Annotated in this window: 20 protein-coding genes and 1 pseudogene; 1 reads left to right on the top strand and 20 read right to left on the bottom strand. The window is 67.2% G+C overall.

What is annotated here, in order from left to right:
- Nucleotides 1–5 precede the first annotated feature (5 nt).
- Nucleotides 6–1160, bottom strand: coding sequence for a DUF1501 domain-containing protein (locus U1707_RS07460; protein ID WP_332799448.1), 1155 nt, complete (start codon nt 1158–1160; stop codon nt 6–8).
- Nucleotides 1161–1162: 2 nt separating this feature from the next.
- Entirely contained in the window at nt 1163–2704 is a 1542-nt protein-coding gene (locus tag U1707_RS07455; RefSeq protein WP_332799447.1) for a DUF1800 domain-containing protein, read from the bottom strand.
- A gap of 216 nt (nt 2705–2920) precedes the next feature.
- Here U1707_RS07455 and U1707_RS07450 point away from each other — a divergent pair, with 216 nt between their 5' ends.
- Nucleotides 2921–3214 carry a hypothetical protein gene (locus U1707_RS07450; protein ID WP_332799446.1) on the top strand — a complete coding sequence of 98 codons (294 nt, stop codon included), beginning with the start codon at nt 2921–2923 and terminating at the stop codon, nt 3212–3214.
- A gap of 193 nt (nt 3215–3407) precedes the next feature.
- Here U1707_RS07450 and U1707_RS07445 read toward each other — a convergent pair whose 3' ends face one another.
- The 18 genes and pseudogenes from U1707_RS07445 to U1707_RS07360 form a co-directional block, all read right to left on the bottom strand.
- The gene (locus U1707_RS07445; protein WP_332799445.1) at nt 3408–4574 is read right to left on the bottom strand and encodes a deoxyguanosinetriphosphate triphosphohydrolase; all 1167 of its coding nucleotides are present in this window, start codon (nt 4572–4574) and stop codon (nt 3408–3410) included.
- Between the two features lie 25 nt (nt 4575–4599).
- The gene (locus U1707_RS07440; RefSeq protein ID WP_332799444.1) at nt 4600–6801 is read right to left on the bottom strand and encodes an SPOR domain-containing protein; all 2202 of its coding nucleotides are present in this window, start codon (nt 6799–6801) and stop codon (nt 4600–4602) included.
- 242 nt (nt 6802–7043) lie between these two features.
- Complete coding sequence (gene ftsZ, locus U1707_RS07435; protein ID WP_332799443.1) at nt 7044–8621, bottom strand: cell division protein FtsZ; 1578 nt, start codon at nt 8619–8621, stop codon at nt 7044–7046.
- A gap of 113 nt (nt 8622–8734) precedes the next feature.
- Entirely contained in the window at nt 8735–9997 is a 1263-nt protein-coding gene (gene ftsA, locus U1707_RS07430; protein ID WP_056051322.1) for a cell division protein FtsA, read from the bottom strand.
- A gap of 1 nt (nt 9998) precedes the next feature.
- A complete protein-coding gene (locus tag U1707_RS07425; protein WP_107952166.1) occupies nt 9999–10973 on the bottom strand; it encodes a cell division protein FtsQ/DivIB in 975 nt (324 codons plus the stop codon).
- Complete coding sequence (locus U1707_RS07420; RefSeq protein ID WP_332799442.1) at nt 10970–11923, bottom strand: D-alanine--D-alanine ligase; 954 nt, start codon at nt 11921–11923, stop codon at nt 10970–10972. Before U1707_RS07420 ends, U1707_RS07425 begins: the two co-directional genes overlap by 4 nt.
- Before the next feature lie 134 nt (nt 11924–12057).
- Nucleotides 12058–12924, bottom strand: a pseudogene (murB, locus tag U1707_RS07415) (UDP-N-acetylmuramate dehydrogenase); the annotation flags it as partial.
- A 68-nt stretch (nt 12925–12992) separates the two neighbouring features.
- Nucleotides 12993–14423: a UDP-N-acetylmuramate--L-alanine ligase gene (gene murC / locus U1707_RS07410; RefSeq protein ID WP_332799441.1), complete on the bottom strand. Its 1431-nt coding sequence runs from the start codon at nt 14421–14423 to the stop codon at nt 12993–12995.
- The gene (murG, locus tag U1707_RS07405) at nt 14420–15562 is read right to left on the bottom strand and encodes an undecaprenyldiphospho-muramoylpentapeptide beta-N-acetylglucosaminyltransferase (RefSeq protein ID WP_332799440.1); all 1143 of its coding nucleotides are present in this window, start codon (nt 15560–15562) and stop codon (nt 14420–14422) included. Before murG ends, murC begins: the two co-directional genes overlap by 4 nt.
- Nucleotides 15559–16785: an FtsW/RodA/SpoVE family cell cycle protein gene (locus U1707_RS07400; protein ID WP_443025678.1), complete on the bottom strand. Its 1227-nt coding sequence runs from the start codon at nt 16783–16785 to the stop codon at nt 15559–15561. Before U1707_RS07400 ends, murG begins: the two co-directional genes overlap by 4 nt.
- Nucleotides 16786–16805: 20 nt before the next feature.
- Entirely contained in the window at nt 16806–18206 is a 1401-nt protein-coding gene (gene murD / locus U1707_RS07395; RefSeq protein ID WP_332799438.1) for a UDP-N-acetylmuramoyl-L-alanine--D-glutamate ligase, read from the bottom strand.
- Entirely contained in the window at nt 18203–19273 is a 1071-nt protein-coding gene (gene mraY / locus U1707_RS07390; protein WP_332799437.1) for a phospho-N-acetylmuramoyl-pentapeptide-transferase, read from the bottom strand. The genes murD and mraY overlap by 4 nt, the downstream gene beginning before the upstream one ends.
- Nucleotides 19274–20665, bottom strand: a complete 1392-nt coding sequence (locus tag U1707_RS07385; RefSeq protein WP_332799436.1) for a UDP-N-acetylmuramoyl-tripeptide--D-alanyl-D-alanine ligase — start codon at nt 20663–20665, stop codon at nt 19274–19276.
- 133 nt (nt 20666–20798) lie between these two features.
- Nucleotides 20799–22214 (bottom strand): UDP-N-acetylmuramoyl-L-alanyl-D-glutamate--2,6-diaminopimelate ligase, encoded by a 1416-nt coding sequence (locus U1707_RS07380; RefSeq protein ID WP_332799435.1) that lies wholly within the window; start codon nt 22212–22214, stop codon nt 20799–20801.
- Between the two features lie 10 nt (nt 22215–22224).
- Nucleotides 22225–23943 carry a peptidoglycan D,D-transpeptidase FtsI family protein gene (locus U1707_RS07375; protein WP_332799434.1) on the bottom strand — a complete coding sequence of 573 codons (1719 nt, stop codon included), beginning with the start codon at nt 23941–23943 and terminating at the stop codon, nt 22225–22227.
- The gene (locus tag U1707_RS07370; protein WP_332799433.1) at nt 23940–24629 is read right to left on the bottom strand and encodes a hypothetical protein; all 690 of its coding nucleotides are present in this window, start codon (nt 24627–24629) and stop codon (nt 23940–23942) included. The genes U1707_RS07375 and U1707_RS07370 overlap by 4 nt, the downstream gene beginning before the upstream one ends.
- A complete protein-coding gene (rsmH, locus tag U1707_RS07365) occupies nt 24626–25576 on the bottom strand; it encodes a 16S rRNA (cytosine(1402)-N(4))-methyltransferase RsmH (RefSeq protein WP_332799432.1) in 951 nt (316 codons plus the stop codon). Before rsmH ends, U1707_RS07370 begins: the two co-directional genes overlap by 4 nt.
- Complete coding sequence (locus U1707_RS07360; protein ID WP_056052920.1) at nt 25573–26073, bottom strand: division/cell wall cluster transcriptional repressor MraZ; 501 nt, start codon at nt 26071–26073, stop codon at nt 25573–25575. Before U1707_RS07360 ends, rsmH begins: the two co-directional genes overlap by 4 nt.
- Nucleotides 26074–26083 lie beyond the last annotated feature (10 nt).

Here is a 26083-nt window from a genome sequence, read left to right as displayed (position 1 = left end):
GACCATCAAACCCGAACCAGGCCCTCGACCGCCGCCGTGCGCGCACTTGCCGGGAACAGCGCCGCCATCGCCCGCGCCGGCTCCACCCCGAAATGCGACGAGACCGCGCCACCGATGAACGCATCCAGCTGCATCGTCGGCTTCAGGTCGCGCGCCTCGTACAGCGCCGCAGGTGCGAGCCCCGGCCAGTCGGACACGACGCGACCACCCTTCACCCCGCCGCCGAACAGCATCGCCGCGGTCCCCGTGCCGTGATCGGTGCCGCCGGTGCCGTTGATCGCGACGGTCCGCCCGAACTCGGTCGCGACCAGCACCAGCGTGTCCGCCCATAAGGGACCCAACCCGGTCTGCAGTGACGCGACCATCGCATCGAGCCCCTTCAATTGCGCGGTCAGCCGCCCACGCTGGCCGGTATGCGTATCCCAACCGCCAGTCTCGATCATCGCGATCCGCGCGCCGCTGTCGGGCTTGAGCAACCGCGCGGCGAGCGCACCGGTGGCCGCCGCATTGCGCCCGCCATCCTGCGCGAGATCGCTCGTGAGCTGCCGCGTTGCCATCGCCTCGCTCCACAGCCCGTGCAGTTGCTTATCGCCGTCATACAGCATCGCCACGCGCTGCAGCAGGTCGTCGGACGCGTCGGGGAGGCTTGATGGCGCATAGGACGCCACCTCGCGCCGCCCCCGCAACGCCATCGGCACCGTCGCGGCCACCGCGATCGCACGCGCCTCGTCGGCAGGCAGCACTCCCAGCAACCGGTTGAGCCAGCCGTCGCGCACCTGGTACGCGCTCGCACCGCCGGTCTCGAGCACGTTCTGCCCGTCGAAATGCGACCGATCGCGGTAGGGCGAGGCGATCGCGTGCGCGAACAGCGCTTGCCCCTGTTTGTAGAGCTCCGCGCTCGCCGTCATCGCCGGGTGCAGCGCGAACATGCCGTCGAGCTTCGTACCCGTGGCGACGTCTGCCGCGAGATCCGCGCGCACGCCCGCAAACGCCGGATCGCCGATCGCCCCGATCGTGCCGAGACCATCAGCCGCCCCCCGCTGGATGATGAACACGAACCGCTTTTCGGTCGCTGCCCGCGCAAAGGCGATGCGCGGCGCGAATGCGGAGGCCAGCACGCCGAGCGTACCGGTAGACAGCAAGGAACGACGGTCGAGCATGACTATCTCCGCATCGATTCGGGCGCGACGAGCAACAGGGCGAGCGCCTGCGCCGGGCTTTCCGCATGCGACAGGCCTTGCAGGGTGGTGGCGCTGAGCGAGGCGGGAAACAGCGTCGGCGCCAAGGCTCGCGCATCGACCGGCCCCGCACGTGCGGCAAACCGTTCCGCCGCCTCGACCCTGCGCAGGATCGCATCGGGCCCGGCCCAGGCACCGGCGATATCGTCGTAGCCGACGGGTTGTCCCGGCTGCCAGACCGGCTGGCCGAGCTGGTTCATCATGCCCACCGTCACGCCGGGCTGGACCGTGATCGTGCCAAGCGCACGCTGCGTCGACAGATACCATTCCCACGGCGACTTGAACTTGACCGGCTGCGGCACCCACGCCTCGGGCGATGCCACGAGCGCGTGGTACACCGTCGGCAGGTCGCCGCCGGATTTGAGGAACGCCGCCTTCAGCCGCGCGACCATCGCCGGCGGCGGCGTATCGCCCGCGAAATGCCGCGCAAGCTTGGTCGCGATGTGAGTCGCGGTCGCCGGGTGGACCGCCAGATCGGACAGCACCGCCTGCGCCTGCGCTTCGCCCGCCGCAGGGTAGAGCTTGCCCATCACGGTGCGATCACCGGGCTGGTGCACATCGTCGAGGGACAGGAAGGCGCCTGCGCGTGAGTCGTCTTGCATGCGGGCGCCGGGACCACGACCGATGCCCGCGACCGTCCAGCCGGTCATCGCACGCGCGAACTCTGTGACGTCGGCCTGAGTGTAGCCGCTGCGGACGCCCAGCGTATGCAACTCCATGATCTCGCGCGCGAGATTCTCGTTCAGCCCGGTGCGCCGCCTGGTTTTCCGAACGGCGAACGGACTGTCCGGTCCGATCGACACCGCCTGGTCAAGATACAGCAGCATTGCCGGGTGCCGCTCGACCGCGTTCAGCATGTCGCCGAAGCTGCCCAGCACATGCGTCCGGATCGCCTCGAACTCCATCGGCCCGGCCAGCCCCATCACCTCGAACTTCTCGGTCGACACCGCGAAATGGTTTGCCCAGAAATGCACCAGACGTTCGACGAACGGCGCCTCGCCGGTCAACGCCGCCATCGTCCGCGCCGCAACCGCCGCACCGTAATCGTTGCGACTTTGCTTGCCGATGACTTGGCGCGCTTCCTGCCGCGCGGCCGTACCGGGATCGATCGCACCGGGCATGGCGGGAGGCTGCGTGGTCGCCAGGGGCGCGACGCCGGGAGACAGCGGACCGGGGCTCGTTGCGCCGGACAGCGTCGGCACAGCAACCGCGGGTCTCCCGTCCATGCCGATCGCTGCTTTCGGCACACGAGGCCCGAACTGCGCCTTGATCGCCTTTTCCTGCGCGTAATAAGCGACGAGGCCGGTCGAGATGCTAGCCGTCGAGGGTGCGCTCGCGATTACCGCCGGCCGCGGGTCGAACCGGTCGCACTGCGCCAGCACCCACTTCGCCGGGTCGCCAGCAATGGTATCACCCGGCCTGGCGCCGAGACCGAACCGATTGAGCGCGATACTGGAAGCAGACACGACACTTCTCCTTCATTGCCGGCTATGCGCGCCGAATGTCGTGGAAGTATGTCACCAGCACCGCTCGTCGCATCCTAACTGCGGCTCGTCGTTGCATGCCGCGCAAGCGTGACGGATAGGTTTGCAATTGCACCTTATGCTGCACCGCAATATTTTCCTGGTCCGAGAGTTGGGTAGAGACCTGATCCGGCTCGACGCACCGCGGGAGATACGATCATGCGCTATACCATCAAGATCATCGCAGCAGCAGCTGCCGCCCTGACATCGACGATCGGCATGGCCGCACCCGCCGAGCAACGCTTCGTCCACGAGGGCAGCACGTACGTCTACACCTCGACGCAGGACAATGGTCATCAGGTCATCGATGGCCGCCGCTATCCTTCGGGCCAGAAATTCCACCTGATCGTCCGCGGCGACCGCGTATCGGGTGTCTCGGGCGGCGTACCGGTCGCGTTCAAGACCGCAGAGGCCAATGGCGCTGCCGGCGGGATCGCTTCGGTTACGCGCTGAACTGATTGGCTTTTGGAAATTGCAGCGGCGGTCGGACCTCGGTCCGGCCGCCGTTTTTGCGTTTGGCTTCGACCTACCACAACACGCCCGTCATCCTGACGAAAGTCAGGATCCAGAGCCACCGAGGACGTCGTTCGTTACCCTGGATCCTGACTTTCGTCAGGATGACGGAGGGGAGCCGGCTACGCTTCCCTCAGAACCCTTCGGGCAAGTCGATCGGACCGACCAGTTCACGGTATCGCGACACCGCGTACCGGTCCGTCATCCCCGCAATGAAATCCGCGATATGCCGGCTTCGGTCGGGATCCGCCGCTGGCATCCGCTCACGCCACTCCTCGGGCATCGTCGCCGGATCGTCGCGGTACACAGCGAACAACCCGGATACGATACCGTGCGCCGCATCCGCCGCCGCCAACTGCCGCGGGTGATGATAGAGATTTGCGTACATGAAGCGCTTCAGGTCGCGCTCGGCCTCGCGCATCTCGGGTGAGAAACCGACCAGGCACTGGCCTGCATCGCGGACGTCGTCGACACTGCCGACACCACTCGCCGTGATCCGCGTGCGGGTTTCGGCGATCAGGTCGTTGACCATCGTCCCGATCTGCGTGCGGATGAGTTCGCCGACCAGCCGCTTCGGTGCGATGTCCGGAAACCGCCGCCGCACATCGTCCCAGCCGCGCGCGACCAGGGGTACCGCCAGCATCTGGTCGAGCGTCAGGAGCCCGGCACGCAGACCGTCGTCGATGTCGTGATTGTCGTAGGCGATGTCGTCGGCGATCGCCGCGACCTGTGCCTCCAGCGATGAAAAGCTCGTCAGCGCGAGCCCGAACTCCGCGTCTGCCGCCGCCAGCGCCCACCCCGTATGCCGCACAGGCCCGTTATGCTTGGCAAGCCCCTCAAGCGTTTCCCAAGTCAGGTTCAACCCGTTCCATAACGGATAGGGCCGCTCGATCGTGATCAGTGTGCGCAGCGTGTGACCGTTATGATCGAACCCGCCCTGCCCGGTTAGCGCCGCCTTTAGTGCATCCTCGCCGGCATGCCCGAACGGCGGATGACCGATGTCGTGTGCGAGACACAGCGCCTCGGTCAGGTCCTCGTTAAGCGCCAAGGTCCGCGCGATCGTCCGGCCGATCTGCGCGACCTCCAGGCTGTGTGTCAGGCGAACGCGAAAATGGTCGCCATCGGGTGCCATGAAGACCTGCGTCTTGTGGCGCAGTCGTCGGAAGCTGATCGAATGGATGATCCGGTCGCGGTCGCGCTGGAAGGCATCGCGGGGGCCGCGGACGGACCCGTTCTGTTCCTCGTGAAGCCGTCCTTTGCTGCGCGCCGGGTCCGATGCCCAGGGCGCGCGGTAACTCACTTCGCGGGCCGGAGTGCGAATGCGCTCATTTCGAAGGGAGCTTCGTGATGATTTCACCCGGATCGCTGGTGAAGGTGAACGTCGAGACGCCTTCCTTCGCGAGCTGATTGACGAAGGTGCGCGCCTCGGTATCGGTCTTGAACGGGCCGGCCAGCACGCGGTTCGTTGCCTTCCACGGCGCGGTCCAGCCGCCGCGACTGCCGAACACGGTCGGCGCCTTGGCCTTCGCCTTCTTCCACGCCTTGGGCAGATCGCCCTCGGAGGCGCCGGTCGAGACCTGAACCCAGATCCGCTCGGGATTGGCACGCGCGATGCGCTTTTCCTCGGCTGCGGCCTTGTCGGCGGCGAGCTTCTCCGCGGCGGCGGCCTTCTTCGCGGCGAGCGCCTTCTTGTCGGCAAGGGCCTTGCGCGCCGCGATTTTCTTGTCCGCAGCAGCCTTCCTGCTCGCGGCGATCTTATCCGCAGCGGCCGCCTTGGTCTCCGCTTCGAGCCTCGCCGCGGCGTCGCGCTCGGTCTTGGCCTTAGCCTCGGCCAGCACGCGCTCCGTATCCGCCGGAACGGGGACGGCGGCGGGCGTCACGACCGGCGCTTGACGCATCGGCGCGACGTCGAGCTCGGATGCGGGGATCGACAGGCCCGCGACGATCCGCGCCAGGATCGAATCCTCGCTCGCCGCCACCGCTTGCGTCTGCGGTATCGCAGCAACTGCGGTCGACGCTGCCGGTGTGGGCGGAGGTGAGCTGGAGAAACCGGGCGTCGGCGTAACGGCACTCGCGGTCTGGATCGGTGCCGGCTGTCGTGCGGGAGACGTTTGCACTGGAGCCTGTTGCGCCGGAGCCTGTTGCGTCGCGACTTGCTGAGTCGAAACGGACGGCAAGGCCGCCGCCGGCGCCGCCAGCGCATTCGCCGCGCGGGTCGGATCGGTCCGCGCCTGACCCGCAGGGATCGCCGCCATCTGCGTGGCAACACTTGGCGGAAGAGTACCCGCGACCGACGGCGCCACCCGCGCCACTGTGACCGGCGGTAGCGGACCAGTCGACGACGGGCGCGGTTGGATGGTGGTCGCCACCACGGAGTTCGCTTCGGCCGCCGGCGTCGTACGGGCATTCTGCACCACGCTGGGGGCGGAATAGCTCGGCCGAGGCGTCGGCTGGACGGTGCGCAGCGGCGTCTGAACCATCTGCATCGGCGCCGCCGCAAGCTGGACCGGCGCGGCGTAAGGGGTCGGGGCCGGAACGCTGGTTGTCGTACGCGCAGGCGTCGCCGATGGAGTGGCCGCCACCGTCGTCGTCGGCGCGCGCGTCGCCATCTGGACACGGTCACGCTTCGACCGTCGATCCCGCTTGTTCGTCTTGCCGGTCGTCGCCGCGACCGCTGGCGATGGCGGCGCGGCGGCCAGCATCACCGGCGCGGTCGGATCGGCGGCGAGCACGCCTAGTGGCGGCGCCATCCGTGCATCGGCGAGACGCGCGGGCGTTGCATGGACCTCGCCGAAATGCACCGCGAACGCACGGTCGCTTGCCGGCAGCGACGGCAACCGCTGGAAGAACGGCTGCAGGCCCTGCGCGGTGCCCGCAGGCATCATCGTCGTCGCGATTTTCGCGGCGCCGGCGACATCGCCGTTCATCGCCATGATGAACGCGCGCGACCGCCATGCCCCGCGATCGCTTTTGAGCAGAAGCGGGCCGAGCTGCTGCAACGCCAAATCCTGCTTGCCCGATATACCGAGCGACAGCGCATAGCGGCGGGTCGTCTCGTCGTCGGGCGCAGTGCGCAGCGCCACGCGGTAATCGCGCTGCGCCCGGTCCTGCTGGCCGATCAAATCGTAAGCCAGCCCACGATCGGCGGCGAACTTGCGCGGATCGAGCCCGAGGCTCTCCGCCTGCGCATAATAGCGCAACGCCTCGCCCGGCCGCTCCGACCGCACCAGGATCGACGCCATCCCTGCCTTGGCTCGACCGTCACGCGGGTTCACCTTCTCGGCACGCGCGAACAACGCCGCGGCACCGCTGAGATCCCCAACCCCCATCGACAGATCACCTGCGCGAATCAGCGCATCGACATCGCGGGGATTGCTCGCGAGCTTGCGCATCTCGTCGCCGAGCCGATCGGCATCGGTCGTTCCAGGAAGCGCCTGTACGACGGCTTGAGCGAACGCGGAGGACGGCGCGGCCGCAAGCACGAGCGCCAATGCGGCGGTCAGAAGATGATGGGAGGACCTGGTCATGAGGATCATCTGTCTAGACGCCAGCCCGACCGAACCGGCAATATCCGCGACGCACGGGCGCGGCGAACTGGGCTGGCGCAACGACGAGTGCAGGGATTTGTATACTCAAGCGCGGTGGGCTTGCTCGACGTACCCTCACACTTTGCGGCCTTCGGCCCTCTCCCGATGGGAGAGGGCCGGCAACCACTCGACCGAGAGGCCAATAATCAAGCAAGATATTGATACGTAATGACTGTTCCGACTTACTGGTTGTTCTGCCGATGCAGAAAGCGCGGGATGTCGAGCGGGTCCTGGGGAGCCGCTTCGCCATCTTCCTTCGCCGCGCCGCGTGCCGCATTCGACATACGCTCGAACAACGTGCCGCCAAGCTTCACGCGCGGCGCGGCCGGAACGGCTTCGGGCGCAGCCTCGGCACCCGGAGCGAGCCAGCGGCGACGTGCGCCACCTTCGTCGGCAGCCGGTGTCGGCACCGGAACCGCAGGGGCGACCGGGGCGCGAGCGGGCGGCACCGACGATGCCGAAGCCGGACGCGCGATCGGGCCGCGGCCGTAAGGCTCCTCGCCATAGGTGCGCGGCGCGGGCGCTGGCTGAGGCGCTGGAGCAACCGGCGCAGGCGCGGCCTGCGGCACGATCGTTTCTGCACCGAGCACCAGTTCGTCATCCGACTTCGACGACGCCGGCTCGACTTCCGACGACGCGTTCAGATCGAGCGGCTCTTCGTCAGCCGACGACGCAGCGGGTGCGGCCGACGAAGCTGCGGGCTCGCTCGGACGGAACGAGGTGTTCTCGTCGGTCTTGCGCGATCCGAAGCTGAACGAGCGGGTCGGCTCGGGCGCAACTTCCGGAGGACGGGCATCGGCGTCGATCCCGGTCGCGACGACCGAGACGCGGATCTTGCCTTCCAGCTCCTGGTTGAACGCCGAACCCCAGATGATGTTCGCATCCGGATCGACCAGATCGCGGATGTGATTCGCGGCTTCGTCGACTTCGAGCAGGCGCATGTCGTCGCCGCCGGTGATCGAGATGATGACCCCCTTCGCGCCGCGCATGCTGACGCCTTCGAGCAGCGGGTTCGAGATCGCCTTTTGCGCAGCCTCCAGCGCGCGGTTGTCGCCGCTCGCCTCGCCGGTGCCCATCATCGCCTTGCCCATCTCCTGCATCACCGAGCGGACGTCGGCGAAATCGAGGTTGATGAGGCCCGGCATCACCATCAGGTCGGTGATGCTGCGGACGCCCTGCTGGAGCACCTCGTCCGCCATCGTGAACGCTTCCTTGAAGGTCGTGTTCGCGTTAGCGATGAGGAACAGGTTCTGGTTCGGAATGACGATCAGCGTATCGACGTACTTCTGCAGTTCCTCGATGCCGCCCTCGGCCGACTTGGCGCGACGGTTGCCCTCGAACGCGAACGGCTTCGTCACGACGCCGACGGTCAGGATGCCCATGTCGCGCGCTGCCTTGGCGATGACCGGCGCCGCGCCCGTACCCGTACCGCCGCCCATGCCGGCGGTGATGAAGCACATGTGCGCGCCTTCGAGCATCTTGGCGAGCTGGTCGATCGTCTCTTCGGCGGCCGCACGGCCGATCTCGGGACGCGAACCGGCGCCGAGACCTTGCGTGATCTTGGTACCCAGCTGGATTCGCTGCGGTGCGGTCGACTGCTTCAACGCCTGCGCGTCAGTGTTCGCCACGAGGAAGTCGACGCCCTGGACGTCGGCCCGCATCATGTTGGCGATCGCGTTGCCGCCCGCGCCGCCGACGCCGATCACCGCGATGCGGGGGGCCAGATCGTCCACTTCGGGACTAAGGAATTCGATGCTCATCGCCGTTCTCCGCACAACCCGGTAGATACGCTACGGCCGGGCCCCTGATTAATCTGTGTGCACCAACGTCACGGCCTGTTCCAGCCGAAATAACGCCAGCGCCCTCGAAACTCTTAATAATTCGCGCGTGCCGCCTGAATCAACTTGCGCATCATGCCCATACCCTTTGGCCGATGCACCGTCGTCCGCTGCGGCGCGAGCCCGCGAAGGTCGATCGGGTTGGTCGCCGCATAGAAGGCCAACCCGGCTAGCGTCGCGAACGCCGGTCCGCCATGCGCTTCCGGCAGCGCGGTCAGACCACGCGGTCGACCGATCCGCACCGACCGCCCGAGCGCCTGTTGCGCATAATCGGCGATGCCCTTCAGCTCGGCACCACCGCCGGTCAGCACGACCTGACGCCCGACCGGCCCCTCGAACTTCAGCTTGGTGAGCGCGTTGCGCACTTCGCCCATCTGATGCTCGAGCCGCTGGCGGATCACGCCGATCAACTGCGCCTTGGTGATCTGAGCCCCCTCGCCCGCGCCGTCCTCGGCGGAGATCGGCATGACCGGGATCATGTCGTGATTGTCGCGGGGGCTCGCATTGGCCGAGCCGTGGAAGCACTTCATCCGCTCGGCATTCTGCCGCCGCGTGCCGAACGCGCTGGCGATGTCGTCGGTGATGTCCTGCGCGCCGATCGGGATCGAGGTCAGCCCGACGAGCATGCCCCCTGCGAACAGCGACACGTTGGTGATCCCCGCCCCCATCTCGACCAAGGCGACGCCAAGCTCGCGCTCCTCGTCGCTAAGGCACGCAAGGCCCGTCGCGACCGGCGAGGCGATGATCGACTTCACCTCGAGATGCGCCGACCGCACGCACAGATCGAGGTTGCGCACCGGTGAACCGTCCGCTGCGACGACGTGGATATGCACGCCGAGCCGATCCGCATGCAGACCGAGCGGCGTCTTCACGCCCGTCAGGCCGTCGAGCGTATAGAGCGCTGGCTGCGCGTGCAGCACCATGCGGCCCTGCGGATCGATCGAGTTGCGTCCGGCGGCGAGCAACGCGTCGATATCCTGCTGCTCGACGCGGTGGCCGCCAAGCTCGAACTCGACCTCGGCGACGTCGGACACGAGCCCGCCGGCCGAGAACCCGACCCAGACGTTCTCGATGTTGATCCCGGCGATCCGCTCGGCCTGCTCGACCGCCTCGCGCACCGCCGCCTCGGTCGTCGCCATGTCGGCGATATAGCCGCGCTTGACGCCGCGGCTCTCGCGCTGGCCGGTGCCGAGCACGATCAACTCGCCCCCGTCCCCCTTCTGCGCGATCATCGCCGAAACCTTCGACGATCCGATATCGAGCGCCGTGATCAGCCCTTCCGGTGCCACCTTCGCCATGTCATCCCTCCCCGCCCGTTACGTTCGCGCCCGCCGTTTGCGACGGAGTATTCGTAGTTTCGCCTGCCGCCGGCGCGCTTGCCCCTGCGCTGGCTGGTGCCGGCACGTCGACGCTGTGCGCCAGGCTCGCGCCCGGCTTGCGCGCGACCAGCTTGGTCGGATCGCGCATGTCGAACCGGATCCAGCCGCGCCCGAGCAACGGCCGCGCCCCATCCAGTTCGGCGAACTTCACCAGCGCACGCGGCGCACCGTCTTCGGGCAGCGCCAACGTCTCGCCGCTCTCGAACGTCAGGTCCCAGCGCCGATTGCCGACCCAGGTCGCCGCCTTCACGCGCGGCTTGAGCGCAGGCGCGGCGGCGAGCAGCGTCTGGTACGACGCCTCCTGCCGATCCGCACCCGGCCCGATCACCAGCGGCAAATTCGGGATCGCATCCGGCTGGACCGGCTCCAGCAGCACGCCCGAAGAATCGATCAGCGTCAGCTGCCCATTGTCCTGCCACACCGCGGCGGGGGTCCGCTCGACGATATCGACCAGCATCGTATTGGGCAGCCGCCGCGAGACATGCGCGTCCGCGATCCAGCCATAGCGCAGCAGTTTCTGCCGCACCGCCTCCAGGTCGACCGACAGCATGGACGTCTGGTTCTGCTTGTCCTCCAGCGCGACCGCGTAGACCGACATCCGGTCCATCCGCTTGAGGCCCGTGACCTCGATCTGCTCGACCTTGAAGCCGGCGCGCCCGGCGCCCTCGGCCACCGCCGCGCCGATCATCCCGGGGATGCCGACCCACGTCGCCGCCGCGATCGCCACCGCACCACCCGCGCCGAGGATCGACCAGGTCGCGATTTTCCGGAGCGTGTCCTCGCTGACCGGGAGCATCCCGACCAGCCGGTCCATCACCGACACCTTCTTGACCGCGACCTTGCGGCGCGGGGCGGGCCGCTTGGGCGGCGGACCGCGCTTGATCGTGCGGCTCATGGCGCCCCGCTTTGCGCAAGCGGATGATCCGCCAGCGCCTCGTCGACGATCGCCTGGACCAGTTCGGCATAGCTCATGCCGATATGCCGCGCCTGTTCGGGCACGAGGCTCAGCGGCGTCATCCCCGGCTGCGTGTTCACTTCGAGCAGGAACAGCCCGTCGACGCCGCGCTCGTCATCCCAGCGGAAATCCGACCGCGAAGCGCCCTTGCAGCCGAGCAACCGGTGCGCTTCGAGCGCGAGGCTCTTGCAGGCGTCGGTGATCTCGTCGGGAATCTCAGCCGGGCAGACGTGGACCGTCATGCCATCGGTGTATTTCGCGTCGTAGTCGTACCAGCCGCTCTTGGGCTTCAACTCGGTGACGCCGAGTGCCTTGCCGCCGAGCACAGCAGTCGTGAGTTCACGTCCACGGATATACGGCTCGGCGAGTAGTTCCTCGAACTCGCCCCACGGCCCGACGCTGTCCCGCGCGATCGGATTGCCGTAATTGCCGCTGTCGGTGACGATCGCCACGCCGACCGACGAGCCCTCGTTGACCGGCTTCAGCACATACGGCCGCGCCATCGGGTCGCTTTCGAACAGGTCGGCGGACTTGACGATTCGCCCACCCGGCATCGGCACGCCCGCGGGGACGAGCAGCAGTTTGGTCAGTACCTTGTCGATTGCGATCACCGACGTCGCGAGACCCGAATGCGTGTAGCGCAGACCCATCAGGTCAAGCAGCCCCTGCACAGAGCCATCTTCGCCAGGCGTCCCATGCAGCGCATTGAACACGAGATCGGGCTTCGCCTCGACGAGCTTGGCGGCAACATCCCGCCCCATATCAATCCGCGTAGCCCGGTGCCCGAGCGACTCAAGCGCATCCGCACAGCCATTACCCGACATCAGCGAAACCTCACGCTCCGCCGACCAGCCACCCATGAGCACCGCGATGTGAAGAGCCACAGTCATGCCTCCCCTCCCGCATGCGGGAGGGGACCGAGGGGTGGGCGCCCGCCATCACCGGCCGCATCGCTGGTGGAAAGCGCGGGCGCAGCACTGCTTGGCTGCCCCTCACCTCGACCCTCTCCCCGCAGGGGAGAGGGAGCAGCGATGCCAACCCGCTGGATTTCCCATTCCAACGTCACCCCCGAATGCGCCTTCACTCTGTCCCGTACCTCTTCACCCAGCGCCTCGATCTCCGCACTCGACGCGGACCCGAGGTTCAGCAGGAAATTACAATGCTTCTTACTGACCTGCGCATCGCCGCGTGTCAGCCCCCGACACCCGGCCGCGTCGATCAACGCCCACGCCTTGTGCCCCTCGGGATTCTTGAACGTCGACCCCCCGGTGCGCGAGCGGAGCGGCTGCGAAGCCTCGCGCTCGGCCGCAATCCGGTCCATCTCCGCACCGATCACTGCCGGTTGGCCGGGTGTACCGGAGAACACCGCTTCGACCACCACGGCGCCCGCCGCAAGGTCGGAATGACGATAGGTGAAACCAAGTTTTTGGGCAGGCCAGACTTCCACCGAACCGTCCCGCGTGACGACGGTAGCCTCGACCAGAATATCGCTGACATCCCGCCCATAAGCGCCCGCGTTCATCCGAACCGCACCGCCGACCGTCCCCGGGATCCCGCGAAGAAACTCAAGCCCGGCAATCCCCGCGTCCCGCGCAGCGCTGGCCACGGTAATCCCCATTGCCCCCGCGCCCGCCCTAACGCGCCCGTCCTGCACTGAAACCTTCGCCATAGCTTTCGGAAGTCGTACGACGACCCCCGGCACGCCACCATCGCGCACGATCAGGTTGGACCCGACCCCGACTGGCAGCACCGGTGTCGAAGGATCGAGGGTCTTTAGCAGGTCAGCCAAATCCTCGACATCCGCAGGTCGCACTAACACCTCCGCCGGCCCGCCGGTCCGGAACCAGATAAAGTCCGCGAGCGAACCACCGGCCTCGACGCTCCCCCTAATGTTCTCCCGCGAAGGCGGGAGCCCAGTCTGGGTCCCCGCCTTCGCGGGGAAACAAGCTGCCGCAGAACTCACGCCAGCACCTTCGCGCGCTCGGCGGCGATCGCGTCGGCCAACCCAGCCGCCCACTTCGTGATGTCGCCAGCGCCGAGACAAACGACCATATCGTCCGCCTCGATCGTCGCCGCCAACTCCACCGCGAGCGCATCCGCATCCGCGACCACACCCGCAAACCGGTGTCCGCGCCGCTTCAGCCCCTCGACCAGAGCCGCCGCATCGACCCCCTCAACAGGCACCTCGCCCGCAGCGTAGACCGGCGTCACCAGCACCCGGTCCGCGTCGTTGAACGCAGTCTGGAAATCCTCCATCAGATTGCCGAGTCGCGAATAGCGATGCGGCTGCACGACCGCGATCACGCGACCCTTCACGCCTTCGCGCGCCGCCGCCAGCACGGCGCGGATCTCGACCGGGTGATGGCCGTAATCGTCGATGATCGTGACGCTCCCACCTTCGACGGCCACTTCACCGACCTTGGTGAACCGCCGCTTCACGCCGCCGAACTTGGCGAACCCCTGCTGGATCGTTGCGTCCGCGATGCCCAGTTCCAGCGCCACGCCGATCGCCGCCAGCGCGTTCTGCACATTATGCCGCCCCGGCATCGGCATCTCGATTCCGTGAATCGTCCGCGTCGCGCCATCGCGCTCGCGCACGACGCAATCGAAGCGGTTGCCGCCCGGGATCGACGTAACCTCCACCCCGCGCACGTCCGCCTGCGCCGAGAAACCGTACGTTACTACCCGCCGATCACGCACCCGCGGCAGGATCCCCTGCACCTCCGGATGATCGAGGCACAGCAACGCCGCGCCATAAAACGGCACGTTCTCGACGAACTCAACGAACGCATCCTTTACCGCGTCGAACGAGCCGTAATGGTCGAGATGCTCGGGATCGATGTTGGTCACCACCGCGATCGTCCCATCGAGCCGCAGGAAACTGCCGTCGCTCTCGTCCGCCTCGACCACCATCCAGTCGCTCGCGCCCAGTCGCGCGTTCGAGCCGTACGAGTTGATGATCCCGCCGTTGATGACCGTCGGATCGACCCCGCCCGCATCGAGCAGCGCCGCGACCATCGACGTCGTCGTGGTCTTGCCATGCGTGCCGGCAACCGCAACCGTCGACTTCAACCGCATCAGCTCGGCTAGCATTTCCGCGCGCCGCACCACCGGCACGCGCGCGTTCAACGCCGCCTCGACCTCCGGGTTCGAGCGCACGATCGCGGTCGACACGACCACCACCGCGGCGTCGCCGATGTTCGACGCGGCGTGACCGATCGCCACAGGAATGCCCTTGTCGCGCAACCCCTGCACGACATAGCCCTCGGCCACGTCCGACCCCTGCACACGGTAGCCGAGGTTCTTCATCACCTCGGCGATGCCCGACATGCCGATCCCGCCGATGCCGACGAAGTGGATCGTGCCGATATCCGTCGCGACGCCCTTCATGCGAACTGCGCCTTGGGCTTGGAGGGCGCGCCAACGGGGATACGCGACACCGGCGCATCCAGGCTCTCGACCAGATCGGCCAGATCGCTCGCCGCATTCGGCCGCCCGCAACTGCGCGCGCGTCCCGCCGCATTCTGCAACGCCGCCGGATCGAGCCCGAGTTTCTGCATCTGCTTGGCCAGTTCCACCGCGGTAAAATCCCCTTGCGCGATCGTCCGCGCGCCGCCGGCCCGCGTCATCTCGCGCGCGTTGACGGTCTGGTGATCGTCGGTCGCACTCGGCAACGGCACCAGGATCGCGGGTCGCCCCGCCGCGGTCAGCTCCGAAATCGTCGACGCCCCGGCGCGTGCGATCACCAGATGCGCCCAGGCCAGTTGCTCGGGCATATCCGGCAGATACGTCGCAAGCTCCGCCGGGATATGATGCTCGGCGTACTTGGCGCGCACCGCATCGATATCCTCGATCCGCGCCTGATGCGTCACCTGCAACCGCCGCCGGAACGTTACCGGCAGCATCGCCAGACCATCGGGCACGACCTGAGACAGGATGCTAGCACCCTGGCTGCCACCGGTCACGAGCACACGGAAGATGCCATCTTCCTCCAGCAGCGGATAGGGCCGAGAGCGCAGCGCCAGCACCGCCTCGCGCACCGGATTGCCGACCAGATGCGTCTTGCCCAGCAGCTTCGGCGCCAACCGCTCGGTCGGCTCGGAAGACGTCGCAATCGCATCCACCCGTCCCGCGACGAACCGGTTCACCCGCCCCAGCACCGCGTTCTGCTCATGCACCGCAGTCGGGATCTTATCCGCGAACGCTGCCAGCAACGCCGGCAAAGCAGGATACCCACCAAAGCCGATCACTGCTGCCGGCTTGAACGTAGCGTACAGCTCGCGCGCCATCGCTCGCCCGCGCCACATCTCGCGCGTCGCCCTCGCCCAGCCAAGCGGTCCGCCAGTAAAGCGCCCCGCCGGCAGGACATGCGTCTGGATCTCCTCGAACAGCCCCGGAAACCGCACGCCGCGCGCGTCGCTGACCAGCGCGACGCGGTGGCCACGCTTGGTCAATTCGGCCGCGAGCGCCGCTGCCGGAACCATGTGTCCGCCCGTGCCACCGGCGGCCAGGACATAATGCTTACTCATTCACCACTCCAGCGGACGACATAGGGGCTCCGCGTGAGAAACGGATTGCGCCGGGTAAACGCCAGCAGCAACCCCATCCCGATCGACAACGCGATCATCGAAGACCCGCCATAGCTGATGAACGGCAGCGTCATACCCTTAGACGGCGCGAGGCCCGTGTTGACCGCCATGCTCACCAGCGCCTGCGCGCCGAACTGCGTCGCGAGGCCGGCGGAGGCGAGCAACTTGAATTCGTCCTGCTCGTCCAGCAGCTTGACGAACACCCGCACGACGATCGCGAGGAAGATCACCGCGATAACCGAACACGCGATCAGCCCGAACTCCTCGCCGATCACCGAGAAGATGTAATCGGTATGCGCCTCGGGAAGTCCGAACTTCGCCGCGCCCGCGCCAGGCCCGGTCCCGGTCCAGCCCCCCGCGGTCAGCGTGTTATGCGCGGCGTTCGTCTGGAAATGGTCCGATGCGCCCTCTCCTTCGACGCCCGGAAACAGGAACGCATCGATCCGCGACCGCGCCACGCCGTAGAATATATAGGCCGCGATCAGCCCCGCCGGCGCCAATGCGATCAGTCCGATCAACACCTTGGCCGGCGTCCCCGCGATCATCAGCAGCGCCATCCACACCGCGCAGAAAATTATCGTCTGGCCGAAATCGGGTTGCAGCATTAGCAACACGGCAACGCCCGCGGTCATCGCCCCGGTGATCAGCACGGTCGGCAGTTCGCCATCCTTGGCGCGCAACGACAACAACCACGCGACCGTGACGATGAAAAAGGGTTTGAGGAACTCGGACGGCTGGAACTGCGCGAACCCGACGCCGAGCCAGCGCCGCGCGCCGTTCGCCTCCACGCCGATGAACGGCGTCACCATCAGCATCAGCACGAGCACCGCGCATCCGCCGATCGCCATCCGCCGCGCCATCGACACCGGCATCATCGACACACCGAACAACACCGGCAGCGACACGCCGACCCACATCAACTGTCGCCAGAAATAGTAGAGCGGCGCGATCTTGTGATGCTCGCCCGAATAGCGGACCGCACTCGCCGGCGACGCCGCCGCCACCGCGATCAGCCCGATCGCGATCAGGAACAGCGTCAGCAACAGCAGCATCCGGTCGATATCCCAGAACCACGTGCCGAGCGGCGACTGATCGCCCCGCCCGCCGCGCCGCTTCATCTTGGCGACGATCCCGTTCTTCTGTCCGGACGCATCCATATCCATGGTCCCAACGCGCATATCGGTCATGCCAGCGACGCAACCGCAGCGCGGAACGCCGCCCCGCGCGCTTCGTAATCGCGAAACTGGTCGAAGCTAGCACAGGCTGGGGATAACAACACCGTGTCGCCGGGTTTGGCGTTGGCCGCGGCGCTACGGACGGCGGCGTCGAGCGTACCGACGTCCTCGACGGGCATGGACTCTTTCAGGATCTCGGCGAATTTCGGCCCCGCGTCGCCGATCGTGTAGGCGCGGACGACACGGCCGAAGGCGGGCTTGCACGCATCGAGGTCGTCCCCCTTCGCGCGCCCACCGACGATCCAGTGGACCCGGTCGAACGCGGCAAGCGCCGGCGCGGTACTCTCGGGATTGGTCGCCTTGCTGTCGTCGACATAGGCGACGCCGCCATACGAGGCGATCTGCTGCATCCGGTGCGGCAGGCCGGTGAAGCTGGCGAGGCCACGGTCGATATCGACCTCGCTCACACCCAGCGCTTTGGCGACAGCAATAGCGGCGAGTGCGTTCTGCGCGTTGTGCGGACCCTGGAGCGCGGGCCAATTGCCTTGAAACAGGCACACGCCCGGCGCGATTTTAGTCAGATGCTCGCCCTTCGCGGACAGTCCGCGCGCGATCAGGGCGGACGGCGCATCGCCGATGCCGATGACCGCGTCATGCTCCGTCGACTGCATTGCGAACAACCGTGCCTTGGAGGCCGCATAGCCCTCGAAACCGTCATACCGGTCAAGATGATCGGGCGTGATGTTGAGCAGCACCGCGACGTCGCAATCGAGCGTCTGCGTCAGGTCGATCTGGTAGCTCGACAGTTCGAGCACATAGACGCCACCCTCGGGCAGCGCGTGCTGCTCGAGGATCGGCAGCCCGATATTGCCGCCCATCAGCGTCGGGATGCCGGCAGTCCTAAGGATATGGTGCACGAGCGCGGTGGTGGTCGACTTGCCGTTGGTCCCGGTGATCCCGACGACCCTGTGGGGGGGCAGGTCTGCGCGGGCCTGCGCGAAGAGTTCGATGTCGCCGATGATAGCCACGCCCGCCTCGCGTGCGGCGGCGGCGAGCGGGTGCGTGTTGAGTGGCACTCCCGGCGACACGACCAAAGCGTCGAACTCCGAAAGGTCCTCCAACGGCGCGACACTCAAATCCTCCCCGGTACGGGGAGGGGAACCGCCAGCCGCAGGCTGGGGGTGGAGGGGGCCATCCGCAGGCGTAACGCCTGGAACAGCCCCCCCTCCACCAGCAGAGCTGGTCCCCCTCCCCGTACCGGGGAGGATTGCGTCACGCCGAGCCTCGTCCGAGTCCCACGCGACGACCTGCGCCCCGCCAGCCACCAGCGCCCGCACGGTCGCAGCCCCTGACCGCGCCAGCCCCAGCACCGCATAGCGTTTCCCGCGCCAAGCGTTCGCGACGATCACCGCAGCTTCAACGTCGAGAGGCCGACCAGCGCCAGCACCAGCGCGATGATCCAGAAGCGGATCACCACCGTCGGTTCGCTCCAGCCGAGCTGTTCGAAATGATGGTGGATCGGCGCCATCCGAAACACCCGCTTGCCGGTGCGCTTGTAGAAGAACACCTGGATGATCACCGACAGCGCCTCGATCACGAACAGCCCGCCGATGATTCCCAGCACGATCTCGTGATGCGCGACGACCGCGATCGTCCCGAGCGCGCCGCCGAGCGCCAAGCTCCCGGTATCGCCCATGAACACCGCCGCCGGCGGTGCATTGAACCAGAGGAACGCGAGACCCGCGCCGACGATCGCTCCACAGAATATCGCCAGCTCGCCAGCCCGCGGCACGTGAGGAATGCCGAGGTAATCCGCGAACTTCACGTTCCCGACCAGATACACGATCACCATGAACGCGACGCTGGCGATGATCACCGGCATCGTCGCCAGCCCGTCGAGCCCGTCGGTAAGATTGACCGCATTGCCGAACGACACGATCGTGAACGCCGCGAACACAGGGAAGAACCAGCCCAGATCCAGATACATGCGCGACGTGAACGGCAGATACAGATGCGGCCCGTTCTGCGACATGATGATCGTCGCGGCGACGCCGGCGATGATGAACTCGAGCAACAGCCGGGTGCGCCCGCTGATCCCCGCCGTGCTCGCCTTACGCACCTTGTCGTAGTCGTCCATGAAACCGATCGTCCCGAAGCCGAGCGTCACGAACACGCACGCCCAGACATACGGGTTGCTCAGGTCCATCCACAGGAAAATGGCCAAGCACATCGAGGTCAGGATCATCAGCCCGCCCATCGTCGGCGTGCCGCGCTTCGACAAATGCGACTGCGGGCCGTCGGCGCGGATCGGCTGGCCCTTGCCCTGCCGCACGCGCAACCAGCCGATGAACTTCGGCCCGATGATCAGGCCGATGATCAAGGCCGTCGCCACCGCGCCGCCGGTCCGCACCGTCTGGTAACGGATGAGGTTCAGCAGACCGGGAAACCCCAGATGCTCGGCGAGCCAGTACAACATTCAGTTAATCCCGCCTTTGAGGCTAGCCCGAAGACCCGAAACGACACGAGCGAGGCCCACCCCGTTCGATCCCTTGACGAGCACGACATCGCCGGGCGCCAGGATCGTCCGTAACGACGCGAGCGCGGCCGCAGCGTCGCCCACATGGACGGTTTCGACTTGTCCCTCAAGCACCTGCGCTAGCGGCGCCATCGCTTCACCGACAAGCAGGGCCATTTCGACCCGCGCGGCGAGGATAGGTTCGGCCAGCCGGGCGTGATAGTCGGCAGCCCCCTCGCCCAGTTCCCGCATCTCGCCGAGCACCGCGACATGGCGGCCGGGTTCGTGGCCGAGCACGCTGAGCGTTGCACGCATCGACGAAGGGTTGGCGTTATAGCTCTCGTCGATCACCAGCGCCTGCCCGCCGCCCACGTCCACCATCGACCGCGCACCGCGTCCCTGGAGTCCGCCAAGCTCGGCCAGCGCCAACCCGGCCAGCCCAAGATCACTCCCCGCCGCTTGCACGCACGCCAGTACGCCGAGCGCGTTTGACACCCAATGCGCACCGGGCTGCGCGATCGTGAAACTGAGCTCGTGCTCGGCCCCCTGCCCCATGCGCGCGGTGACGAACGTCCCGCCGATCGGTAGCCGCATCGCCTCGATCGCGCGGACATCGGCGCCCTTCTCGCTGCCGAACGTGACGATCTGCGCAGCGTGCGGCGCGGCATGGCCGAGCAACCGGTCGCGGTGTGGGCTGTCATAGGGCAGGATTGCGGTCCCGCCCGGCTCGAGTCCGGCAAAGATCTCGCCCTTCGCGTCCGCGATCGCGCTTTCGTCGGGGAAGAACGCGGTATGCGCCGGCGCGATTGCAGTGATCATCGCGATGTGCGGGCGTACGAGTTGGGTCAGTTCGGCGAGTTCGCCGGCGTGGTTCATCCCCATCTCGAACACGCCGAACTTCGCGTCGCGCGGCATGCGGGCGAGGCTCAGCGGTACGCCGGTGTGGTTGTTGTAGCTCTTGACGGAGCGATGCACCTCGCCCGGGACTGCGCGGTCGAGGCACGCGAACAGCGCCTCCTTCGCGCTGGTCTTGCCGACCGAGCCCGTAACGCCGATGATCCTGGCGCTGGAGCGCGCGCGGCTGGCGCGGCCGAGTGCTTGCAACGCGCCGAAGCTGTCCGCAACGAGGACGTGCGGGTGGTCGCAGGGTTCGGACACGATCGCCCCTGCCGCGCCCTGCGCAAAGGCCTGGTCGAGGTAGAGGTGGCCATCGCTGGCCTCGCCCTTCATGGCGATGAAGAGGTCGCCAGGGCCAACCTCGCGCGAGTCGAACGCCACGCCACTGACGGAGAAGTCGCCAGACGCGACGCCGCCGGTAGCGGCCGCGATCTCAGCGGAAGTCCACAAACTCACTTCCCCCCCTCCCGCAAGCGGGAGGGGGTCGGGGGGTGGGCACGCGCTATCAACGAAGCGCAGCACTCGCCGAACCTGCGAGCCCACCCCCGGCTTCTCCCGCTTGCGGGAGGGGAGAAGAAGGTCGCCCCCCTCACGCCGCGCACTCCCGGGCGACGGTCACGTCGTCGAACGGCAAGACCATGTCGCCGACGATCTGTCCTTGCTCGTGCCCCTTGCCCGCAATCAGTACGATATCCTCCGGCCCTGCCTCGCGTACCGCCGAACCGATCGCCGCCCGCCGGTCGCCGATTTCCTCGGCCCCGCGCGCGCCCTTCAGCACATCGCAGCGGATAGCCCGGGCGTCCTCGGTCCGTGGGTTGTCGTCGGTCACGATAACGCGGTCGGCGTGCTGCACGGCAACCTGCCCCATCGTCTCGCGCTTGCCGGTGTCGCGGTCGCCGCCAGCGCCGAAAACCACGACGAGTTTTCCACCTGCATGGGGTTTGAGCGCGGCGATTGCTGCTTCGAGCGCGTCGGGGGTGTGGGCGTAGTCAACATACACCGGCGCGCCGGACTTTGCGATCACAGCACGCTCCAGCCGCCCGCGAACTGGCTGCAACCTCGCGAGATTGGCGATCGTTGCCGCCACATCGCCCCCGGTCGCGATCACCAGCCCGGCCGATACCAGCGCATTCGCCGCCTGGTACGCGCCGATCAGAGGTAGCGTCACCGTGTACGTCTGGCCCTCGGCCTCGATCGTCAGTCCCTGTCCCAGCAGAGTCGGATCACGTCCCACCAGCCGCAACGTCTCGCCCTGCGTCCCGACCGTCACCAGCCGATTGCCGCGTTCGCGCGCTAGGTCGATCACCCGCGCCGACTGGGGATCGTCCGCCCAAACCACCGCCGTCCCGTCGGTCGAAAGCACTTCGGAGAAAAGGCGAATTTTGGCAGTGAAATACGCCGCCATATCGCCGTGATAGTCGAGGTGATCGCGGCTAAGGTTCGTGAACGCCGCGGCGGCCACCTTCAGTCCCTCGGTCCGGTACTGCGTCAGCCCGTGACTGGAAGCCTCGAACGCCAGATGCGTCACGCCTTCCCGCGCCAGCCCAGCCACGTTCGACAGGAACGTTACCACGTCAGGCGTCGTCAGCCCCGTCGTCACCCGCTCGTCCGCGGTCGTGACGCCCAACGTGCCGATCGAAGCCGCGTGGAACCCCGCCATCCGCCACAGCTGACGAGTCATCTCGACGCACGACGTCTTTCCGTTCGTCCCCGTGATCGCCACCGACGTCTCGGGAAAAGGCGCGAAGAACTTCGCCGCCAGTTGCGCGAACCGCTCGCGAGGATTGTCGTCGGCGATGTAGGTGACGCCCTCGACCGTCAGTCCCGGCCGCGCGACCACCGCGATCGCGCCCGAACGGATCGCGTCATCGATAAAGTCCTCGCCGTTGACGCGCGCGCCTTCGAACGCGCCGAACACGGTGCCCGGCGCGACCTTGCGGTGATCGATCGCGAACCCCGTCACCTGCGCGTCTTCCGTCCCGTCGGTCAGCGCTGCGAGTTTCATGCAATAGTCCTCATTGCCCGGTCGGCTGTGTACGCGACGGGTCCTGCCACAAAGTCGGCAGGATGTCAGACACGTCGATATCGCGGTGCGCATCGGGCACCACGCCCAGGATCGCCCCGACGCGCGAGATCGTCCGCCCGACGACCGGCGCGGTATTCCACGCCGCCGTCTTCCAGCCGAAGGTTTCCTTGGTCCCCAGCGGCGAGTCGAGCATCGCCAGCACGACGTAACGCGGCGCATCCATCGGAAACGCCGCCGCGAACGTCGCCACGTTGCGCGAATGGTCATACCCGCCCGAGACCGCCGCCTCTGCCGTGCCGGTCTTGCCGCCGACGCGGTAGCCCGGCGCATCGCCCTTGCGACCCGTGCCGCGCTGCACGATCAGCCGCAGCATCTGCCGCATCCGCGCGCTGGTCTGCTCGCTGATCACGCGACGACCGGCAACAGCATGACCCGGCGCGACCTTCAACAACGTCGCCGGCCGCCAGATCCCGCCATTGACCAAAGCCGCATAGGCGCTCGCCAGATGCAGCGGCGTGACCGCGATGCCGTGACCATAGGCGGTGGTCATCGTCGTCGTCCGCGCCCAGTATTTCGGCCACAACGGACGGCCTTTCTCGCGCAGTTCGATATCGGGCTTGGTGTCGAAGCCAAGCTTCTTGAACATCGCCTGCATCTTCGCGGGCCCGACCTCGTCGGCGACGCGCGCGGTGGCGATGTTGGACGAGTAGATCAGCGTCTCGGCCATGTTGAGCCAGCGCTTCGGATCGCCGCGCTCGTCGTGAATGGTGAAGCGTCCAACCTGGAGCGGATGAGTCGCATCGAAGCGTCGCGCGAACGACGTCACCACGCCGGTATCCATCGCGGTCGCCATCGTGATCGGCTTGAACGTCGACCCGAGCTCGAACACGCTCTGCGTCGTGATGTTACGCAGTTCCTCGCTGCCCGCCATGCCGACGCGGTTGGGATTGAACGTCGGCAACGACACCATCGCGATCACCTCGCCGGTCTTCACGTCGAGCACGATGCCCCCGGCGCCCCGTGCCGAAAACGTCGCCATAGCCCGGCCGAGTTCGCTCTCGATCGCCGCCTGGACGCGATTGTCGATCGACAGCGCGACCGGCGTGCCGTTCAGCGCCGGGTTGGTCAGCCGCTCGTCGAGCACCCGCTCCATCCCGCTCATGCCGTGGCCGGCGGTCGACAGGAAGCCCAGCGCATGCGCCGCCATGGTCGATTGCGGGTACAGTCGCTGCGTATCGCGGTCGAACACGATGGCAGGCTCGCCGATCGCGTTGACCTGCTCGACCAGCGCCGGCGACGCGCGCCGCTGGAGATAGATGAAGCTCTTCCCCGACGTCAGCAGCGCATAATAATGCGCCTGGTCGCCCGCCTCGGGCATCAGCGCGGCGAGCTTGCTGGCGATCTCGGTCGGATCGCCGATCAGTTTCTTCGGATGCACCGCGATCGTCCACGCGTCGATCGTCCGCGCGAGCGGCGCGCCGTTGCGATCGACGATGTCGCCCCGCGCCGCGATCGCTGCGGATAGCGCCCGCGGATCGGCAAGCGATGCCTGCACCGCGAGCATCCCGAGCCGCCCTATCACCACCAGCACCGCTGCGCCGAACAGGAACATCAGCATCATCAGGCGCGTGTGCGCCGTCGCCACCAGTGCATGACGCTGGTTGGCGCTACGGTGTTGCGAGACAGGCCGGGCGACCAAGGCGGTCACCGCCGCTTACGGCTCTCGGATCGGGCGCCGCTCATGATGTCACCCAGCGTCGTGTCGGACAGCAGCTTCCGGTCGAGCATCGCGACCGCCTGTGGCCGAACCTTCGATACGGCCGCGAGACGCTCGGTCTTCGCCGCACGAACCAGCGCAGCCTCGGCCGAGCGCGGCGTCGAGACGGACGCGCGGATCACGACCGGCTTGAGCGCTGTCTTCGACGCAGCCTGGATCGCGACGTTCATCGCACGGGGTGCGCTGACCTGCGCCATCTGGACGGGAGCTAGCTTTACCACGGCAGGCGCGGCGGTGACCGGGACGATCGGCATCGTCACGGCGGAGCCGGCACCCGATGGCACCAGCAACGCGGCGGTCTGGACCCCGTCCGCGCGCAGGCTGTTGACGTCCAGCGCCGCGAGCGCGGCCTCGCTCACGACGAACTGGCCTGCGGTCGGTGCCGACAGCGCCAGCGTGTCGCCGTTCCAGCGCTCGAGCTGCGCCAAATTGCCGCGCGTGTCGAACTCGGTCTCGAGCGCACGGATGTCGCGCTGCGCGACACGGATCTGACCATTGACCGCCTCCAGCTTCTTGCGCTCGGCGGCGACCTGCAGCGATACGAGGTAGAAACCGAGCACGACGGCCACGCAGCCCCCGAACCAGCCCACACCCTTCATCCGATACGCCGCCGTCATGTCGTCACCTCTTCCGTCCAGGGTAAAGCGGCTGTCCGCCGCGCCGTCCGTAATGTCGCCGAGCGCGCGCGCGGATTGCGCGCGATCTCGGCCTCGCCGGCGCGAACACCGCGGCCGACATGAGAAAAACTAGGTTCCGCAACGGCTTTCACCTGCGGAAGATGACGGGACCCTGAAGGCGAGCCACCGGACCGCGTGCGCAGGAAGCGCTTCACCATCCGGTCCTCGAGGCTGTGGAACGTCACGATCGCGAGCCGACCGCCGGGCTTCAGAACGCGTTCGGCCGCCAGCAGTCCGTCGGCGAGTTCGCCCAGTTCACGGTTCACGTGGATCCGGATCGCCTGGAAGGCGCGCGTCGCGGGGTCCTTCTTGTCGTGTGCCTTGTAGCCGAGCGCACGCCGGACGATGTGCGCCAGCTCGCCCGTCCGCGTCAGCGGGCGCGCCGCGACGATCGCGCGCGCGACACGCCGCGACTTGGGCTCGTCGCCATATTGATAGAGCACATCGGCGATCTCGTTCTCGTCCGCCTCGTTGACGAAGTCCGCCGCCGACATGCCGGCCTGCGCCATCCGCATGTCGAGCGGGCCATCCGACTGGAACGAAAAGCCGCGCTCGGCCTGGTCGAGCTGCATCGACGACACACCGATATCCAGCGTCACGCCGTCGACCGGCGCCAGGCCACGCGCTTCGAGTTCGGACGCCATCGCCGAAAAATCCGCCGAGATCAGCGTCAGTCCGTCTTCGGCCTCCTCAATCGACCGACCGGCGGCGATCGCGTCGGGATCGCGGTCGAACGCGACGATCCGCGCGCCCGACTTGAGCAACGCCAGCGTGTAGCCGCCCGCGCCGAACGTGCCGTCGACCATCGTCTCGCCGGGCTCGGGGGAAAGCGCGGCCAAGACTTCGTCAAGCAGGACGGGGATGTGTGGCGCGTCGGGGTTGCTCACAGCTGCACCCCCTTCTCGGCCATGTAGAAGCGCGCCATCTCCTTGACGACGGGGGGCATGCCGTCGGTGGCGATCAGCGTCGCCGGGTCCCAGATCTCGATATAGTCGAGCACGCCATAGAAGAATGCATGCCCCTTGATGCCCGCATAGAAGCGCGGGAACGCCGGCATGATGAAGCGCCCGGAGCCGTCGAACGGCACCGCTTCGCCCGACGCGGCGGCGCGTTTGATGTTGTAGTCGTATTCGCCATTCTCCGACGTGTTCTCGGATTCGCGGCGGTCGAGGCGTTCGGCAAGGATGTCGACGTAACCGGGATCATACGCGACCAGGCAACGATTCTTCTGATGCGCGCCGATGATGATGGTGCCGCCGTCCTTACCGTTCGCCTTGGGAGCATTTGCCGAGAGCGTGGTGCGGAGTGCCGAAGGGATGGCTACCCGGCCCTTGTCGTCGACAAGGCCGATACCGTCTCCTTGATAGCGACCACGTACCGACACGCCAAAACCC

This window comes from Sphingomonas sandaracina (assembly GCF_036663695.1).
Taxonomy (GTDB): domain Bacteria; phylum Pseudomonadota; class Alphaproteobacteria; order Sphingomonadales; family Sphingomonadaceae; genus Sphingomonas.
Note: the sequence above shows the minus strand (reverse complement) of the source record. Positions and strands in the feature narration are given on the sequence as shown.

Bases quoted from the DNA above. Each gene is read 5' to 3' on its own strand.
- U1707_RS07450 (WP_332799446.1), top strand. From the start codon at position 2,921: ATGCGCTATACCATCAAGATCATCGCAGCAGCAGCTGCCGCCCTGACA.
- U1707_RS07440 (WP_332799444.1), bottom strand. From the start codon at position 6,801: ATGACCAGGTCCTCCCATCATCTTCTGACCGCCGCATTGGCGCTCGTG.
- U1707_RS07425 (WP_107952166.1), bottom strand. From the start codon at position 10,973: ATGAGCCGCACGATCAAGCGCGGTCCGCCGCCCAAGCGGCCCGCCCCG.
- U1707_RS07380 (WP_332799435.1), bottom strand. From the start codon at position 22,214: ATGAAACTCGCAGCGCTGACCGACGGGACGGAAGACGCGCAGGTGACG.
- U1707_RS07400 (WP_443025678.1), bottom strand. From the start codon at position 16,785: ATGGATATGGATGCGTCCGGACAGAAGAACGGGATCGTCGCCAAGATG.
- ftsA (WP_056051322.1), bottom strand. From the start codon at position 9,997: ATGGCGAAGGTGGCACCGGAAGGGCTGATCACGGCGCTCGATATCGGA.
- ftsZ (WP_332799443.1), bottom strand. From the start codon at position 8,621: ATGAGCATCGAATTCCTTAGTCCCGAAGTGGACGATCTGGCCCCCCGC.
- mraY (WP_332799437.1), bottom strand. From the start codon at position 19,273: ATGTTGTACTGGCTCGCCGAGCATCTGGGGTTTCCCGGTCTGCTGAAC.
- U1707_RS07460 (WP_332799448.1), bottom strand. From the start codon at position 1,160: ATGCTCGACCGTCGTTCCTTGCTGTCTACCGGTACGCTCGGCGTGCTG.
- murC (WP_332799441.1), bottom strand. From the start codon at position 14,423: ATGAAGGGCGTCGCGACGGATATCGGCACGATCCACTTCGTCGGCATC.
- U1707_RS07370 (WP_332799433.1), bottom strand. From the start codon at position 24,629: ATGACGGCGGCGTATCGGATGAAGGGTGTGGGCTGGTTCGGGGGCTGC.
- U1707_RS07420 (WP_332799442.1), bottom strand. From the start codon at position 11,923: ATGACTGTGGCTCTTCACATCGCGGTGCTCATGGGTGGCTGGTCGGCG.
- murG (WP_332799440.1), bottom strand. From the start codon at position 15,562: ATGAGTAAGCATTATGTCCTGGCCGCCGGTGGCACGGGCGGACACATG.